This window comes from Streptomyces sp. NBC_00388 (assembly GCF_036061255.1).
In the GTDB taxonomy this organism is placed as follows: domain Bacteria; phylum Actinomycetota; class Actinomycetes; order Streptomycetales; family Streptomycetaceae; genus Streptomyces.
Genome location: NZ_CP107948.1, coordinates 2,021,601 through 2,038,264 on the forward strand (window position 1 = coordinate 2,021,601; position 16,664 = coordinate 2,038,264).

Consider the following 16,664-nt stretch of genomic DNA (forward strand, 5'->3'; position numbering starts at 1 on the left):
GCGCCCCGCCCTTCTCCGCGCCTGGTGGGAGGGCGGGACGGACGGGGCGCCGGACAGGATGCCGCCGGTGGGATCCGGCCGGGCCGGAAGGGGCTCAGCCCGGGATCAGACCGTCGTCGTTGAGCATGTCCCTGACGTCCGCGCGGGTCGCGTCGGCGGGCGGCAGGATCAGCTCCGAGGGGGCCAGCGAGTCGTCCGGGAGCGGTGCGCCCAGCTCACGGACCTTGTCGAGCAGGGCGAGGAGTGTGCGACGGAAGCCCGCTTCGTCGCCGCCCTCCACCTCGGTGAGCAGATCGTCGTCCAGCTTGTTGAGCTCGGCCAGATGGCTGTCGGCCAGCTCCATCTGACCTTCACCCATGATCCGTACGATCATGACGCGTCCCTACTGCTTGTCCAGATTCGGATGGGGCCTGTCCTGCGGCTGATTGCCCTCGATGGCCTGCTGGTTCCCGGAGGACCCGCCCGCCAGCTCGGCCTTCATGCGCTGCAGTTCCAGCTCCACATCCGTACCACCGGAGATCCGGTCCAGCTCGGCGGAGATGTCGTCCTTGCCCATGCCGGACTGGTCGTCCAGTGCGCCCGAGGCGAGCAGCTCGTCGATCGCGCCCGCCCTGGCCTGCAGCTGGGCCGTCTTGTCCTCGGCCCGTGCGATGGCCTGGCCGACGTCGCCCATCTCCTCGGAGATGCCCGAGAAGGACTCGGCGATCCGGGTCTGTGCCTGAGCGGCCGTGTAGGTGGCCTTGATGGTCTCCTTCTTCGTACGGAAGGCGTCGACCTTGGCCTGCAGACGCTGGGCGGCGAGAGTGAGCTTCTCCTCCTCGCCCTGCAGCGTCTGGTGCTGCGTCTCCAGGTCGGTGACCTGCTGCTGGAGGGCGGCACGGCGCGACAGTGCCTCCCGGGCCAGGTCCTCACGGCCCAGCGCGAGGGCCTTGCGCCCCTGGTCCTCCAGCTTGCCGGACTGTCCCTGCAACTGGTTCAGCTGCAGTTCGAGACGCTTGCGCGAGGTGGCCACATCGGCGACCCCCCGGCGTACCTTCTGCAGCAGTTCGAGCTGCTTCTGGTACGAGTAATCGAGGGTCTCACGCGGATCCTCGGCCCGGTCCAGGGCCTTGTTGGCCTTCGCGCGGAAGATCATTCCCATACGCTTCATGACACCGCTCATGGGCTTCGCGCGCCCCCTTCTGACGGACTTCAGCTCCAGCACTTGAACCCACACTACGGGGCCTGCATCCATTACCGCACTGTTCGGGAGCGGATGCGCTCCTCCTCCAGGACGACCTGAGGCGGATCCGCTCACGCCCAGGGAGTAGGAGCGACCCCGGGAAAGCCCTGCAGACCGGGCAGAACCGGCGGAAACGACGGCGGGTGCGCCCGTGAGGAGGGCATCGCCCGGCCCGCGTACGGGCCCATGGCGGCCACCCGGAGGACACGCGGCCCAGCAGACCGTTGCGGGATCGTTCCCCCTCGGTCCTGGTGCCCCGCACGCCACCCCGTACCCTTGGGTTTTGTGTTCCGAAGCCGCGCCAATGAAGAGAAGGTCCGCACCGCGAAGGTGACTCCGGACCTCTCCAAGCAGCCCCGCGACCCGCAGGCTCCCAAGGGTCGCCCCACCCCCAAGCGGAATGATGCGCAGTCCCAGCGACGCCGCGCGGTCACTCCTACGACCGACCGCAAGGAGGCCTCCAAGCGTCAGCGCGAGGCCCGCCGCGCGGACATGGCCAAGCAGCGCCAGGCTCTCGCCAGCGGTGACGAGCGTTATCTGCCGGCCCGGGACAAGGGCCCGGTCCGCCGCTTCGCGCGGGACTACGTGGACTCGCGCTGGTGCCTCGCCGAGTTCTTCCTGCCGCTCGCCGTGGTCATCCTGGTCCTGAGCGTCATCCAGCTGCCCGGCGTGCAGAGCATCGCCCTGCTGCTCTGGCTCATCGTGATCGTGCTGATCATCATCGACTCGGCCGGCATCTGGTTCCGGATGCGGAAGCAGATGAACGAGCGCTTCCCCGACGAGCCCAAGCGCGGCGCCCTGGCCTACGGCCTGATGCGTACGCTCCAGATGCGCCGGATGCGGCTTCCCAAGCCCCAGGTCAAGCGCGGAGAGCGGCCCTGAGCACGGGCGCACCGGGGTTCGACGGCGCTTCGGCAGCATGGCTGAAGGGTCTGGGAGGGCTCCGCAACACCGTCCGCCAGGAGCTCGTCGCGCGCCAGCTCGACGAGCAGCTCGCGGCACGTTTCCCGGTGGGCCAGCGGCTGCGGATCCTCGACGTCGGCACGGGGCAGGGCACTCAGGCCCTGCGCCTGGCCCGCGCCGGGCACACCGTGACCGGTCTGGAGTCCGACCCCGCGATGCTCAAGGTGGCCAGGGAGGCCCTGGCCACCGAGCCCGAGGGCATCAGGGAGCGGATGCGGCTGCTGGACGGCGACGGCCGGGAGACCGGTGCGCACTTCCTGCCCGGCAGCTTCGACGTGGTGCTCTGCCACGGCGTGCTGATGTACGTCCAGGAGCCCGACGCGATGCTGGCCGGGCTGGCCCGGATGCTGGCACCCGGCGGGCTGCTCTCGCTGCTCGTACGGAACGCGGACGCGCTGGCCATGCGGGCGGGGATGGCGGCCGACTGGCCGACCGCGCTGGCCGGCTTCGACAGCGCCACCTACACCAACCGGCTGGGCCTGACGGTCCGCGCCGACCGGCTCGAAGCGCTCACCGCCACCCTGGCCGGGATCGCCGCGCCCCTGCACGCCTGGTACGGGGTCCGGGTCTTCACCGACAACGTGGGCAATGACGAAGTCCTGCCTGCCGCCCACGAGCTCGACCAGCTGCTGGCCGCCGAGGACCGCGCCGGGCGCACCGAACCGTACAAGAGCGTGGCGGCGCTGCTGCATCTGTGCGGCGTGCGGGGCTGACGCCCGCAGCACTCCCCTGATCGGCGGCGCACCGCAGGCAGACCCCTCTTGACAAAAGCGACACTACGGACATGGAGCTCTCCCGTAACCGTGTCCGTGGTCCTGCCCGTGGCCGTGTCCGCAGCCGTGTGCAGCGGCTGCTGCTGCCGTTGACCGCAGGGATCTGCGGCGTCGCCCTGCTCGGCGGCTGCTCGGGCTCCGGCGCCCGGTCCGCCCTCGCAGCCGGTTCCGGCCCGTCCTCGTCGCCCGCCGCCGACTCCGGGTCCGACGATGCCTCGGCCACCGGCGGGAACGCCCTGCAGAGCAACTACGAGCAGGTGATCAAGAACGTCCTGCCCTCGGTCGTCCAGATCGAGTCGGGCAACGACCTCGGTTCGGGCATCGTCTACGACGCCAAGGGCGACATCGTCACCAACGCCCATGTGGTCGGCAAGGCCAAGCAGTTCAAGGTCACATCGGCGACCGGCGGCGGACAGCTGCACGCCCGCCTCGTCTCCAGCTACCCCGCGCAGGACCTGGCTGTCATCAAGCTCGACAAGGTGCCGTCCGGGCTGAAGGCCGCCTCCTTCAGCCAGTCGTCCAAGGTCGACATGGGGAAGATCGTGCTCGCGCTGGGTTCCCCGCTGGGGCTCTCCAGCAGCGTCACCCAGGGGATCGTCTCGGCGACCGGGCGTACCGTCAGCGAGGGCAGTTCCGGGGGCGGCACCGGCGCCACCATCGGGAACATGGTGCAGACCTCGGCGGCGATCAACCCCGGCAACAGCGGCGGCGCGCTGGTCGGCCTGGACGGGAAGGTCATCGGCATCCCCACCCTGGCGGCGACCGACCCGCAGCTGGGCAGCGGCGCGGCGCCCGGCATCGGCTTCGCCATCCCGTCCTCGATGGTCACCAACATCGCGGACCAGATCATCAAGGACGGCAAGGTCACCAACTCGGGCCGGGCGGCCCTGGGAATCACCGGACGCACCGTCGTGAGCGCGGGCGGTCAGCCCGCGGGGGTCGCGGTGGTGGCCCTGACGGGGAACGGCGCGGCGAAGGCTGCCGGGCTGCGCACCGGGGACATCGTCACCCGGCTGGCCTCCACCCCGGTCACGTCGCTGACGCAGCTCTCCGAGACACTCGCGTCGTACAAGCCGGGACAGAAGGTCAAGCTCGGCTACGAGCGCTCAGGCAAGACGAGGACCACCGAGATCACGCTCGGCACGATGTGAGGCCGGGGCGGGGCAGAGGCACGGGGCGGCACCCGCGCGGGCCCCGCCCCTGCCCTCTGCCCCGCCTCGCTCAGGCCGGGTCCGCCGCGTCCGCGGGGTCCGCGGCGTCCGCCGCCGGCTCCTGCGGGTGCAGGCTCATCGGGCCGTAGATCTTGTTGCCGTCCTCGAAGAGCGTCACCTGGTCGGCTCCCCCTTCGGCGAGCTCCTTCCACACCTCGCCGACCCAGGATTCCGCGTCGCCCTGCGTGGTGAACTCATCCGGCGCCACCGACGGCTGCGTCTCCGTACCGTCGGACTTCTCGAACCGCCACGTCCATGCCATGTCCGCCTCCTGGATGCCACGCTGATATCGCGCTGTCTTCGGCCGGCCGGGATCCCGCACGGGTCTCCCCGGGCGGGCTCACAGCCTGCTGGCAGCGTAGCCGGGCGCGCACCGGGAGCGGCGGCGCGGGAGGATCTTCCTGTGGAACTCACTCTCCTCGGCACCGGTGCCCCCGACGGCCTGCCCCGTCCCGCCTGTCCCTGCGCCGTCTGTGCGGCCGCCCGGGGCGACCGGGCGCGGGCGGCGACCGCGCTGCTCCTCGACGGCGTACTGCTGCTCGATCTCACCCCGGGGGCAGCGCTGGCCGCCGCCCGCGCCGGGCACTCGCTGGCCGGGGTACGCCAGGTGCTGCTCACCCATCCGCACGACGGGCCGCCGGTGGAGCTGCCGGCCGGGCTGCCGCCGGCCGGCCGGGTGGCGGACGGACGGGTGCTGACGCTGATCAGCGGGCACCGGGTGCGAGCGGTCGCGATGGACTCCCCCGGCACCGGGTACGAGGTGACGTCGCCGGAGGGCGAGCGGCTGCTGTACCTGCCGCCCGGAGCCTCACCGGCCGGGCTCCCGGACGGCCAGGACCCGTACGAGATGGTGGCCGCCGATGTCGTCGGACGGCCGGACGCCCTGGCCAGGCTGCGGGCGAGCGGCGCCATCAGTGCGACCACCGATGTGCTCGCCGTGCACATCGGCCACGAGGTGCCGCCTGGCCCCGAGCTGACCCGGCGGCTGGCCGCCGCCGGGGCGCGGGCGGTGCCGGACGGGACGACGCTGATCGTCGGTGAGTACCACGCGGTCCCCGATCTCCCGCGCCGCGCCCTGGTGCTCGGCGGTGCGCGCTCCGGCAAGTCCGTGGAGGCGGAGCGCCGGCTGGAGGGCTTCCCCGGGGTCGTGTACGTGGCGACGGGCGGCAGCCGCGACGGCGACGCCGAGTGGGCGTCGCGGGTGGGTCTGCACCGTGAGCGCAGGCCCGGCTCCTGGCGGACCGAGGAGACCTGTGAACTGCTGCCGCTGCTGGCGGACGACGGCGGGCCCCCGCTGCTGATCGACTGCCTGTCGCTCTGGCTGACCGACGCGATGGACCGGGCGGGCGCCTGGGACGACGCCCGGTGGGCGCAGGGCGGCGAGCAGGCGCTGAGCACCCGGGTGAGCGAGCTGGTCGCCGCGGTCAGGGCCACCGGGCGCATGGTCGTGGCGGTCAGCAACGAAGTGGGCTCGGGGGTGGTGCCCGCGACCGCGTCGGGGCGGCGCTTCCGCGACGAACTGGGGCGGCTGAACGCGGCCTTCGCCGCCGAGTGCGAGCAGGTCCTGCTGGTCGTCGCCGGGCAGGCGGTCGTGCTGCGCGGCTGAGCTCCGGCCGTGGCCGGAGCACAATCCGGCGCACAGTGGAACGTATGGGCCGCGCGGCGGTCCGCGGACATCTCGCCAGGAATGCTGCCGGTACTGTTCGGCGAATGAGCGCGCTGAATCTCGACGACTTCTCCGATCTGATCGAACGCCCCGACAGCGGCGTACGGCGCGAAGCCGAGGAACGCCGGGAGCGGCTGGCCGTTCCGCCCGGCGCGCTCGGCCGGCTCGACGAGCTGGGTGAGTGGCTCTCGGCAGCGCAGTCCGCGGTACCTGTCAGGCCCGTCGACCAGGCCCGTGTGGTGCTGTTCGCGGGCGACCACGGGGTGGCCGGGCTGGATGTGTCGGCGCGGCCCGCGGGCAGCGCGCACCTGCTGGTCCGGGCCGTGCTGGACGGGGAGAGCCCGGTCGCGGTGCTGGCCCGGCGGCTCGGCGTGCCCGTGCGGATCATCGACGCGGGCCTGGACTGCGATCCGGCGCTGCTGCCCGACGAGGTCGTACGGCACCGGGTGCGGCGCGGCTCCGGCCGGATCGACATCGAGGACGCACTCACCGCGGCGGAGGCCGAGCAGGCCGTACGGCTGGGCATGGCCATCGCGGACGAGGAGGCCGACTCGGGCACCGCCCTGGTCGTGCTGGGTGATCTGAGCGTCGGCGGAACCACCGCCGCTTCCACCCTGATCGCCGCGCTCTGCGGCACGGACGCCTCCGTCGTCACCGGGCGCGGCGGAGCTGCCATCGACGACCTCGTGTGGATGCGCAAGTGCGCGGCGGTCAGGGACGCGCTGCGCCGGGCCCGCCCGGTCCTCGGCGACCAGCTGGAGCTGCTGGCCGCGGTCGGCGGAGCGGATCTGGCCGCGATGACCGGCTTCCTGCTCCAGTGCTCGGTGCGGCGGCTGCCGGTCATCCTCGACGGAGTGGTGTCGGCCGCGTGTGCGCTGGTGGGCCAGCGGGCCGCCTTCCGTGCCCCCGAGTCGTGGCTGGCCGGCCAGGTCAGCGGTGAACCGGCCCAGGCCAAGGCACTGGACCGGATGGCGCTGACGCCGCTGCTCGACCACGGGGTGACGGTCGGCGAGGGGACGGGGGCGCTGCTGGCGCTGCCGTTCGTGCAGGCGGCGGCGGCGCTGGCGGCGGAGCTGCCGGAACGCCCGGCGGAGGGGACGGACGGCGCCGGGGAAGCGGACGGCGCCGGGGAGGCGGACGCGGCGGGCGGTGCGGCGCCGGGCGCGGAAGGGTCCGGCGGGCTCGCGGCCCCGGTCGCGGAGACCTCCGCCCAAGCCGCCCCCGCCGACGGCGCCGCGACCGGATCCCTGCCGAACTCCCCCGGCGGAGAAGCGACTTCGGTGGCGCCGGAGCCCTCCGCGGGAGACAGTGGGGTGTAGCACAGCGGCGGTCGGCCTGCCGTCGGCCGCCGCACCTACCGGCAGGATCCCAGGCGCCCCATATCATCGCGTTTCATGGGAGAAGTCCGTACATCTGCCGGGGGTACTCCCCTGACCACGGTCCGCTCGCGCCGCTGTGCGGCGTTCGCCGTCTGGTACCTGCGCGCCGTGACGTTCATCAACCTGCTGGGCGCCGCGTGGGTCTCCCTCGGCCAGGACCTGCGCCGGCACAACACCGAGTACTTCTTCACGCCCTACCTGCTCACCGCGGGCTTCGCCTCGGGCGCCTTCACCCTCTTCCTGGCCATCACCATGCGCCGCCGCAAGCGGGCCGCCTGGCTGCTCAACCTGATCATCGGCGGACTCTTCCTGCTGGTGCTCGTACTGGCCATGTGCTTCCCGGAGTTCCGCAGGTACGCGCAGAACTGGGTCTCGCTGGCCCTGACCGCCGCCTTCGTGCTGTCGCTCCTGATCGGCAGGCGGGAGTACTACGCGAAGGGCGACCGTTCCAACCCGAAGCTGGCCGCCGCCGTGGCGGCGGGCGGTCTGCTGGCCTGCTCGCTGCTGGCCTCGCTGCTGGTCACCCTCACCAACACGGCCCATGACACGTACCGTTCGTCGTTCCCCGACCGCTGGCGGTACGGCGTGATGCGGCTGATCTCGCTGGTCCCCGACGACTCCCGCGTCCAGGGCATCGAGACCCCCGCCTGGGTCGACGTCGTCATCAACGCGCTCTCCACTCTGCTGCTGCTCGCGGTGCTCTTCGCCGCCTTCCGCTCCCGGCGCGCCACCGACCCGATCACCCCCGACGACGAGGACCGGCTGCGCGCCCTCCTGGAGCGGCACGGCGAGCGCGACTCGCTCGGCTACTTCGCACTGCGCCGCGACAAGAGCGTCGTCTGGTCCCCCACGGGCAAGGCCGCGGTCGCCTACCGGGTGCTCGGCGGGGTCTCGCTGGCGTCCGGGGACCCGATCGGGGACCCGGAGGCCTGGCCGGGGGCGATCGAACCGTGGCTGGCCGAGGCGCGCGAGCACGGCTGGCTGCCCGCCGTGATGGGCGCGAGCGAGGAGGCCGGCACCGTCTACGCCAGGCACGGCCTCGACGCGCTGGAGTTCGGTGACGAAGCGATCGTGGAGACCGCGGAGTTCACCCTGGAGGGCCGGGCCATGCGGACCGTGCGCCAGGCCTGCAAGCGGGTGGAGCGCGCCGGGTACACGGTCCGGGCCCGGCGCCACGCGGAGATCCCGGGGCCCGAGATGGAGCACTTGGTGCGCCGGGCCGACGACTGGCGCGACGGCGCCACCGAGCGGGGTTTCTCGATGGCGCTCGGGCGGCTCGGCGACCCGGCGGACGGCCGCTGCATGATGCTCGAATGCCGGGACGGCGAGGGCGAGTTGCGCGCCCTGCTGAGTTTCGCGCCCTGGGGCAGCGAAGGGCTCTCGCTCGACCTGATGCGCCGTGACCGTGAGGCCGGGAACGGCCTGATCGAGTTCATGATCATTGAGCTTCTGCAAGGGGCGAAGGAGATCGGGATCACTCAGGTCTCGCTCAACTTCGCGATGTTCAGATCGGTCTTCGAACGTGGCTCGAAGCTCGGGGCCGGCCCCGTACTGAGGCTCTGGCGCTCCTTCCTCACCTTCTTCTCGCGGTGGTGGCAGATCGAGTCGCTGTACCGAGCCAACGCCAAGTACCGGCCGATCTGGGAGCCCCGTTTCATGCTGTTCGAGAAGAGCGCGGATCTGCTGCGCATCGCGGTCGCGTCAGCGCGCGCCGAGGGCTTCCTGGAAGCCCCGGGACTGCCCGGGTGGCTGCACCGCACACCGCTCGGGACGAGACGGTGAACCGGCGCGCCCTGCGCGCGGCGGCCCGGCGTGAGTGGGGTCCGCTGTTCACCGCCGTACGCACGGCGCTCGTCACCAGGAAGTGGCGTGCCGTCCCGCTGACGCTCGGCGCGGTCGCGCTGACGGCGTGCTTCCAGATCGTGCAGAACCAGTCGTGGGGGCTGCGGCCGGTGCAGACCGTCGGCTTCGTCCGGGCGCTGGACCCGCTCTGGCTGGCGCTGCTGCGCACCCCGCTCTCGCTCTTCGTGCCGGCGCTCGATCTGCCGGTCTGGGGTGCGCTGGTCCAGGTCCTGCTGGTGTTCGGCATCGCGGAGATCTGCATCGGCTGGTGGCGGACGCTCCTCATCTCGTACGTCACCACGCTCGCCGGGACCCTGTACGCCCGCGCCGCGATCGCGCTGGAGCCCGACGGCTTCCTCGGTGTGAAGCCGTCGGACGCGCTGATCGTCGACACCGGTCCGTCCGCCGCGGTGGTCGGTCTCGCCGTCTATGTCTGCTGGCGGCTGGGCGCCCGGTGGACGGCCGGCGCGGTGATCGTGGGGATGGTCCTGGAGCTGGTCGTCAAGGACAACCTGGCGGGCAAGGAGCATCTGGCGGCGATCCTGGCGGCGCTGGCGCTCTGCGCGCTGGCGGCCTGGCGGGACCGCCGGCGTCAGCGGGGCGGGCCGCCGTCCCGCCGGGCCGGCCCGGTCCGGTCCGGGTCGGGGGCCCCGCCGATGAACTCCTCAAGCCGGCGCCGGGGGCCCGCCCAGCGCCTGTCGTGACGGTAGGCGCGCCGCATCGCCCTGGCGCGCGTCCGGTGGCGGTGGCGGTAGAACCGCCTGGCCCACGGCGAGACCGGCCGGGCGAGCCGTACGGCCCCGATCAGGGCGACGAACGGGACGACGGCGCCGATCAGGGCGGTCCGGGGCTTGCCCTTGCTCAGGGCGACGAGCGCGAAGGCGAAGTTCAGTGCGGCGTTCGCCGCCAGCGCCCCCCGGTCATGGATCTCCTGGGGCGACAGCGCGTTGACGCCGAACGGCAGGAAGCCGCCCAGCACGAGCCCCACCAGGGCCGCGGTGAGCACCACGATCTCGACGCTCTTGCGGCCCTGGTCACTCCAGTACACGTCGGCCAGGTACAGCAGCAGGGCGAACTCGTCGAGGACCAGCCCGGCGCCGGTCCCGAAGAGGACCGCGCAGACAGCGGCGCCCGCCCCGTGCCGTCCGCTGGCCACCGCGCCGAAGCCGCCGACGACCGCCAGGACGACACCGGGCACGACGTGGTGGATGTGCATCCCGCCCGGCGTCACGTTGCGGAACGGCCCCCGGCCCGCCCGGATCAGCCGGGCGATGGACCGCACGACCACGAAGGACAGCACGAAGGAGAAGAGCGCCAGCGTCAGCGGGAGCTTGCCGGGTTCCACGATGTTCCGCACCCACCAGTGACCCATGCCACCCGCTTCCCTTTCCGACTGTTATACGCAACTTATCCGCCCCCGGCAGCGGATAGCCTGCGCGCCATGGACGGCATACGTTTCGCCTTCGGCACGCTCACGGTCCTCCCGGTCCGGGTGACGCGCTGGGACCGGGCGGCGGCGCGCTCGGGCATGCTCTGCGCCCCGCTGGCCGGGCTGGTCGTGGGGGTGTGCGCCGCGGCGCTCGGCGCACCGGTGCTGCTGCTCGGGCCGGGGCCGCTGCTCGCAGCCGTGGTGAGCACGGCCGTACCTGCGGTCCTCACCCGTGGTCTGCATCTGGACGGGCTGGCGGACGTCGCCGACGGGCTGGGCAGCGCCAGGCCCGCCGATGACGCGCTGCGCGTCATGAAGCAGTCGGACATCGGCCCTTTCGGCGTGGTGGCGCTGGTCCTCGTCCTGCTCGCCCAGGTCGCCGCCCTGGCCCGGCTGTACGGGGAGGGCTGGGAGTACGGAACGGCGGGCGCCGTCGTCTGCGCGCTGACCGCCCGGCTGGCGCTGACGCTCGCCTGCCGCCGGGGGGTTCCCGCCGCCCGCCCGGACGGGCTGGGCGCCGCGGTGGCCGGGACCGTGCCCCCCGGGGCCGCGCTGGCCACGGCAGCCGGCGTCACCGCGGCCTGCGCCGCCGCCGGCGCGCTCCTCGGTCCGTACGGCGCGCTGCGCCACGCACTGGCCGTCCTGCTGGCGCTCGGCGCCGCCCAACTCCTGCTGCGGCACTGCGTGCACCGCTTCGGCGGGGTCACAGGCGACGTCTTCGGCGCGCTGGCCGAGACCGCGGCGACGGCGGCCCTGGTGGTGCTGACGTTCGGCTAGCCGGCCCCCGGACCCGGCGGGACACGCGACGCCGTCCGGCCCGTCTCCCCCACCGCTCTGTCCGACAAGCAGCCCGCGTGGGCGATTTCCGTCACCGAGCGTAGGCTCTGCGGCGGGGCGGCCCCATCCATCGGCCACCGACAAACTCAACGGAAGCGAGATTTCACCACCGTGACTGCTCTCACTCTCAGCACGGCCGGCGCCGCAACGCTGCGCGCCGACGCCGTCGTCGTAGGCGTGGCGAAGGGCGCCAAGGGGCCCGTGGTCGCACCGGGCGCCGAAGCCGTGGACAAGGCGTTCGGCGGGAAGCTCGCCGCCGTCCTGGAGACCCTCGGTGCCACCGGCGCCGAGGGCGAGGCGACCAAGGTCCCCGCGCCGTCCGGCCTCAAGGCCCCGGTGGTGCTGGCCGTCGGGCTCGGCGCCGTACCGGACAAGACGGACGCAGCGGACGGCGAGTACGCCGAGGAGACGCTGCGCCGCGCCGCCGGTGTCGCCGCCCGGGTGCTGGCCGGCGCCAAGAAGGCCGCCTTCGCCCTGCCCGTCGCCACGGCCGAGGACGTCCAGGCGATCGGTGAGGGCGCGCTGCTCGGGGCCTACGCCTTCACCGCGTTCCAGGCCGTCCCCAAGGACGCCAGGGGCCCGCTCGGTGAGGCCGCCCTGCTCGGTGCCAAGCCGCGCGACAAGGCGCACAAGGCCGCAGCCGAGCGCGCCGTGACCGTGGCCGAGGAGATCAACCGCGCCCGCGACCTGGTCAACACCCCGCCGAACGAGCTGAACCCGGTGTCCTTCGCCGCTGTCGCCACGGCGGCGGGCAAGGAGCACGGCATCAAGGTGCAGGTGCTCGACGAGAAGGCACTCACCAAGGGCGGCTTCGGCGGCATCCTCGGTGTCGGTGTCGGCTCGGAGGCCCCGCCGCGGCTGGTGAAGCTCTCGTACACGCACTCCAAGGCGGAGAAGTCGCTCGCCTTCGTCGGCAAGGGCATCACCTACGACTCGGGCGGCATCTCGCTCAAGCCGGCCGGCCACAACGAGACGATGAAGTGCGACATGGCCGGCGCCGCCGCCGTGTTCGCCGCTGTCGTCGCCGCCGCGCGCCTCGGCCTCCAGGTCAATGTCACCGGCTGGCTGGCGCTCGCCGAGAACATGCCGTCGGGCTCGGCCACCCGCCCCGGTGACGTCCTCCGGATGTACAGCGGCAAGACCGTCGAGGTCCTCAACACCGACGCCGAGGGTCGGCTGGTGCTGGCCGACGCGATCGCGAAGGCCTCCGAGGAGACGCCCGACGCGATCGTCGACGTGGCGACGCTGACCGGTGCGATGGTGCTGGCGCTCGGCAACCGCACCTTCGGCATCATGGCCAACGACGACGCCTTCCGTACGTCGCTGCACGAGATCGCGGAGGAGGTCGGCGAGCCGTCCTGGCCCATGCCGCTCCCCGCGGACCTCCGCAAGGGCATGGACTCCCCCACCGCCGACATGGCCAACATGGGCGAGCGGATGGGCGGCGGCCTGGTCGCCGGCCTGTTCCTCCAGGAGTTCGTCGGCGAGGGCATCACCTGGGCCCACCTCGACATCGCGGGTCCCGCGTTCAACGAGGCGGGTCCCTTCGGGTACACCCCCAAGGGCGGCACCGGCTCGGCGATCCGCACCCTGGTGCGGCTCGCGGAGCGCACCGCCGACGGTGACCTCGGCTGATCCGCACCACCGCGCCTCCCGTACGGCCCCGGGCCCCCGAGCCCGGGGCCGTACGGCTTTGCCCTGTCTTTGCCGGTGTTCGCCCTGAACGAAATCCGTACGTGCGTACGCCCGGGTGAGAGGCCCGGACGGCGGATGGGACGTACCGCACTGCGGCCCGGCGTCCCGTCTGCGGCCGACAAGTGCGAAGATGGGTCTTCGGCAGGACAGGGCCCCCACCACAGGGCCGAATAGAAGCGGCCGTACACCCGCCGCCGCCCGGTCAGGGAAGACCGGCACCGGCGCACCATGCATGGAGGACGTGACGTGGCGAACGACGCCAGCACCGTTTTCGACCTAGTGATTCTCGGCGGCGGTAGCGGCGGTTACGCCGCGGCGCTGCGCGGGGCGCAGCTCGGTCTCGACGTCGCCCTGATCGAGAAGAACAAGCTGGGTGGTACCTGCCTGCACAACGGCTGCATCCCCACCAAGGCCCTGCTGCACGCCGGCGAGATCGCCGACCAGGCGCGCGAGAGCGAGCAGTTCGGTGTCAAGGCCACCTTCGACGGCATCGACATCGCCGGGGTCCACAAGTACAAGGACGACGTGATCGCGGGCCTCTACAAGGGCCTGCAGGGACTGGTCGCCTCCCGCAAGGTGACCTACATCGAGGGCGAGGGGCGTCTCTCGTCCCCCACCTCCGTCGATGTGGACGGCAAGCGCATCCAGGGCCGCCACATCCTCCTGGCCACCGGCTCCGTACCGAAGTCGCTGCCGGGCCTGGAGATCGACGGCAACCGCATCATCTCCTCCGACCACGCCCTGACGCTCGACCGGGTCCCGGAGTCCGCGGTCATCCTGGGCGGCGGCGTCATCGGCGTCGAGTTCGCCTCGGCGTGGAAGTCCTTCGGCACCGAGGTGACCGTCGTCGAGGGCCTGAAGCACCTGGTGCCGGTCGAGGACGAGAACAGCTCCAAGCTCCTGGAGCGGGCGTTCCGCAAGCGCGGTATCAAGTTCAACCTGGGCACCTTCTTCGACAAGGCCGAGTACACCGAGAAGGGTGTCAAGGTCACGCTGGCCGACGGCAAGGAGTTCGAGGCCGAGGTGCTGCTCGTGGCCATCGGCCGCGGTCCGGTCTCGCAGGGCCTCGGCTACGAGGAGCAGGGCGTCGCGATGGACCGGGGCTACGTCCTGGTCGACGAGTACATGCGGACCAACGTCGAGACGATCTCGGCCGTCGGCGACCTCGTCCCGACCCTGCAGCTCGCGCACGTCGGCTTCGCCGAGGGCATCCTCGTCGCGGAGCGTCTGGCCGGTCTGAAGACCGTGCCGATCGACTACGACGGCGTGCCGAAGGTGACGTACTGCCACCCCGAGGTCGCGTCGGTGGGGCTCTCCGAGGCGAAGGCCAAGGAGGTGTACGGCGCGGACAAGGTCGTCGCCCTCAAGTACAGCCTCGCGGGCAACGGCCGGAGCAAGATCCTCAAGACCACGGGCGAGATCAAGCTCGTACAGGTCAAGGACGGTGCCGTCGTCGGTATCCACATGGTCGGTGACCGAATGGGCGAGCAGGTCGGCGAAGCCCAGCTGATCTACAACTGGGAAGCTCTGCCGGCCGAGGTCGCGCAGCTCATCCACGCGCACCCGACGCAGAGCGAGGCGCTCGGCGAGGCCCACCTGGCCCTGGCCGGCAAGCCGCTTCACGCCCACGACTAGGAGCCCCTCCCGGGCACCCGGTCGCAGGGCCGCGACGACCACTTCCGCACTTCCCCAGGCTCCCCGCCGCGCGCGAGCAGGGGAAACCCCATTCGTTAGGAGCAACTGAAACCATGTCGGTTTCCGTAACCCTGCCGGCGCTCGGAGAGAGCGTCACCGAGGGCACCGTCACCCGCTGGCTCAAGGCCGAGGGCGAGCGCGTCGAGGCCGACGAGCCGCTGCTCGAGGTCTCGACCGACAAGGTCGACACCGAGATTCCGGCTCCGGCCTCCGGCGTTCTGGCCTCCATCAAGGTCGCCGAGGACGAGACCGTCGAGGTCGGCGCCGAGCTGGCCATCATCGACGACGGCACGGGCGGGTCGGCTCCCGCCGCCGCACCGGCCGCCGAGGCGCCCGCTGCCGAAGCCCCCGCGCCCGCCGCCGAAGCCCCCGCGCCCGCTGCCGAGGCTCCTGCCCCGGCCGCCCCCGCCGCCGAAGCCCCCGCGCCCGCTGCCGAGGCTCCTGCCCCGGCCGCCCCCGCCGCCGAAACCCCGGCGCCCGCCGCCGGCGGTTCGGCCGAGGGCACCGACGTCACCCTGCCGGCGCTCGGCGAGAGCGTCACCGAGGGCACCGTCACCCGCTGGCTCAAGGAAGTCGGCGACGACGTCGCCGAGGACGAGCCGCTGCTCGAGGTCTCGACGGACAAGGTCGACACCGAGATCCCGTCGCCCGTCGCGGGCACCCTGCTGGAGATCCTGGTCGCCGAGGACGAGACCGCCGAGGTCGGCGCCAGGCTCGCCGTCGTCGGCGCGAAGGGCGCGGCCCCGGCCGCAGCGCCCGCCGCCCCGGCCCCGGCGGCGGCTCCGGCACCCGCCGCTCCGGCACCGGCTGCTCCGGCACCGGCCCCCGCCGCCCCGGCCCCCGCCCAGCAGGCACCGGCCGCACCCGCGGCTCCGGCGCCCGCCGCTTCCCCCGCGCCCGCCCCCGTCACCCCGGCCCCGGCTCCGGCCGCGACCTCCGGTGACGACGGCGCCTACGTGACGCCGCTGGTCCGCAAGCTCGCCGCCGAGAGCGGTGTCGAGCTGGGCTCGGTCAAGGGCACCGGCGTCGGCGGCCGCATCCGCAAGCAGGACGTCATCACCGCCGCGGAGGCCGCCAAGGCCGCCGCCCCGGCGCCGTCCGCCGCTCCGGCCGCCGCCGCCAGGGCGCCGAAGCTGGAGGTCTCGCCGCTGCGCGGCCAGACCGTCAAGATGACCCGCATGCGCAAGGTCATCGGCGACAACATGATGAAGGCCCTGCACAGCCAGGCCCAGCTGACCACCGTGGTCGAGGTGGACATCACCAAGCTGATGAAGCTGCGCAACCAGGCCAAGGAAGGCTTCGCCGCCCGTGAGGGCGTCAAGCTGTCCCCGATGCCGTTCTTCGTCAAGGCCGCCGCCCAGGCGCTGAAGGCCCACCCGGTCGTCAACGCCCGGATCAACGACGACGAGGGCACGATCACCTACTTCGACACCGAGAACATCGGTATCGCGGTGGACTCCGAGAAGGGTCTGATGACCCCGGTCATCAAGGACGCGGGCGACCTCAACCTCGCCGGCATCTCGAAGAAGACCGCGGAGCTGGCGGGCAAGGTCCGGTCCAGCAAGATCAGCCCGGACGAGCTGTCCGGTGCGACCTTCACGATCAGCAACACCGGTTCGCGCGGCGCGCTGTTCGACACGGTCATCGTCCCGCCGAACCAGGCAGCCATCCTGGGCATCGGCGCGACCGTCAAGCGTCCGGCCGTCATCGAGACCGCCGAGGGCACCGTCATCGGCGTCCGCGACATGACGTACCTGGCTCTCTCCTACGACCACCGCCTGGTGGACGGCGCCGACGCGGCCCGTTACCTGACGACGGTCAAGGCGATCCTGGAGGCCGGCGAGTTCGAGGTCGAGCTCGGCCTGTAACCAGCCTCACCTGCGGCGCCCCCGTCCGGATCACTTCCGGACGGGGGCGCCGCCGTATTGTCATGGGGGGCCTGGTCCGAGGGA

15 protein-coding genes are annotated in these 16,664 nt (G+C 72.5%); 11 read left to right on the plus strand and 4 right to left on the minus strand.

Annotated features, from left to right (window positions below; translation table 11 throughout):
- Positions 1–94: 94 nt before the first annotated feature.
- Together pspAA and OG917_RS09250 are read right to left on the minus strand one after the other, a co-directional pair.
- On the minus strand, positions 95–373 hold the full coding sequence (gene pspAA, locus OG917_RS09245; protein WP_328317073.1) for a PspA-associated protein PspAA: 279 nt from the start codon (positions 371–373) through the stop codon (positions 95–97).
- A 9-nt stretch (positions 374–382) separates the two neighbouring features.
- Complete coding sequence (locus OG917_RS09250; RefSeq protein ID WP_443058929.1) at positions 383–1,162, minus strand: PspA/IM30 family protein; 780 nt, start codon at positions 1,160–1,162, stop codon at positions 383–385.
- Positions 1,163–1,507: 345 nt separating this feature from the next.
- On the opposite strand from OG917_RS09250, the gene OG917_RS09255 reads away from it, so the two are divergent.
- The 3 genes from OG917_RS09255 (at position 1,508) to OG917_RS09265 (ending at position 4,109) form a co-directional block, all read left to right on the plus strand.
- The gene (locus OG917_RS09255; protein WP_328317075.1) at positions 1,508–2,104 is read left to right on the plus strand and encodes a DUF3043 domain-containing protein; all 597 of its coding nucleotides are present in this window, start codon (positions 1,508–1,510) and stop codon (positions 2,102–2,104) included.
- Between the two features lie 41 nt (positions 2,105–2,145).
- On the plus strand, positions 2,146–2,898 hold the full coding sequence (locus tag OG917_RS09260; RefSeq protein WP_328321759.1) for a methyltransferase domain-containing protein: 753 nt from the start codon (positions 2,146–2,148) through the stop codon (positions 2,896–2,898).
- 71 nt (positions 2,899–2,969) lie between these two features.
- Positions 2,970–4,109: a S1C family serine protease gene (locus OG917_RS09265; protein WP_328317076.1), complete on the plus strand. Its 1,140-nt coding sequence runs from the start codon at positions 2,970–2,972 to the stop codon at positions 4,107–4,109.
- Positions 4,110–4,179: 70 nt separating this feature from the next.
- Here OG917_RS09265 and OG917_RS09270 read toward each other — a convergent pair whose 3' ends face one another.
- Positions 4,180–4,431: a hypothetical protein gene (locus OG917_RS09270; RefSeq protein WP_328317077.1), complete on the minus strand. Its 252-nt coding sequence runs from the start codon at positions 4,429–4,431 to the stop codon at positions 4,180–4,182.
- Between the two features lie 141 nt (positions 4,432–4,572).
- Here OG917_RS09270 and OG917_RS09275 point away from each other — a divergent pair, with 141 nt between their 5' ends.
- The 4 genes from OG917_RS09275 to OG917_RS09290 all read left to right on the plus strand — a co-directional run bounded on the left by OG917_RS09275 (position 4,573) and on the right by OG917_RS09290 (position 9,760).
- Entirely contained in the window at positions 4,573–5,775 is a 1,203-nt protein-coding gene (locus tag OG917_RS09275; protein WP_328317078.1) for a bifunctional adenosylcobinamide kinase/adenosylcobinamide-phosphate guanylyltransferase, read from the plus strand.
- Positions 5,776–5,879: 104 nt separating this feature from the next.
- Positions 5,880–7,154: a nicotinate-nucleotide--dimethylbenzimidazole phosphoribosyltransferase gene (locus tag OG917_RS09280; protein WP_443058930.1), complete on the plus strand. Its 1,275-nt coding sequence runs from the start codon at positions 5,880–5,882 to the stop codon at positions 7,152–7,154.
- A gap of 75 nt (positions 7,155–7,229) precedes the next feature.
- The gene (locus OG917_RS09285) at positions 7,230–8,996 is read left to right on the plus strand and encodes a phosphatidylglycerol lysyltransferase domain-containing protein (RefSeq protein WP_328317079.1); all 1,767 of its coding nucleotides are present in this window, start codon (positions 7,230–7,232) and stop codon (positions 8,994–8,996) included.
- Entirely contained in the window at positions 8,960–9,760 is an 801-nt protein-coding gene (locus tag OG917_RS09290; RefSeq protein WP_328317080.1) for a hypothetical protein, read from the plus strand. The genes OG917_RS09285 and OG917_RS09290 overlap by 37 nt, the downstream gene beginning before the upstream one ends.
- Here the strand turns inward: OG917_RS09290 and OG917_RS09295 are convergent.
- Entirely contained in the window at positions 9,649–10,428 is a 780-nt protein-coding gene (locus OG917_RS09295) for a hypothetical protein (protein WP_328317081.1), read from the minus strand. The two genes, OG917_RS09290 and OG917_RS09295, sit on opposite strands and share 112 nt — an antisense overlap.
- A 69-nt stretch (positions 10,429–10,497) precedes the next feature.
- On the opposite strand from OG917_RS09295, the gene OG917_RS09300 reads away from it, so the two are divergent.
- The 4 genes from OG917_RS09300 (at position 10,498) to sucB (ending at position 16,580) form a co-directional block, all read left to right on the plus strand.
- Positions 10,498–11,262 carry an adenosylcobinamide-GDP ribazoletransferase gene (locus tag OG917_RS09300; RefSeq protein WP_328317082.1) on the plus strand — a complete coding sequence of 255 codons (765 nt, stop codon included), beginning with the start codon at positions 10,498–10,500 and terminating at the stop codon, positions 11,260–11,262.
- 171 nt (positions 11,263–11,433) lie between these two features.
- Positions 11,434–12,957, plus strand: coding sequence for a leucyl aminopeptidase (locus tag OG917_RS09305; RefSeq protein WP_328317083.1), 1,524 nt, complete (start codon positions 11,434–11,436; stop codon positions 12,955–12,957).
- Positions 12,958–13,263: 306 nt separating this feature from the next.
- Positions 13,264–14,652, plus strand: coding sequence for a dihydrolipoyl dehydrogenase (lpdA, locus tag OG917_RS09310; protein WP_328317084.1), 1,389 nt, complete (start codon positions 13,264–13,266; stop codon positions 14,650–14,652).
- Positions 14,653–14,765: 113 nt separating this feature from the next.
- On the plus strand, positions 14,766–16,580 hold the full coding sequence (gene sucB, locus OG917_RS09315) for a 2-oxoglutarate dehydrogenase, E2 component, dihydrolipoamide succinyltransferase (RefSeq protein WP_328317085.1): 1,815 nt from the start codon (positions 14,766–14,768) through the stop codon (positions 16,578–16,580).
- Positions 16,581–16,664 lie beyond the last annotated feature (84 nt).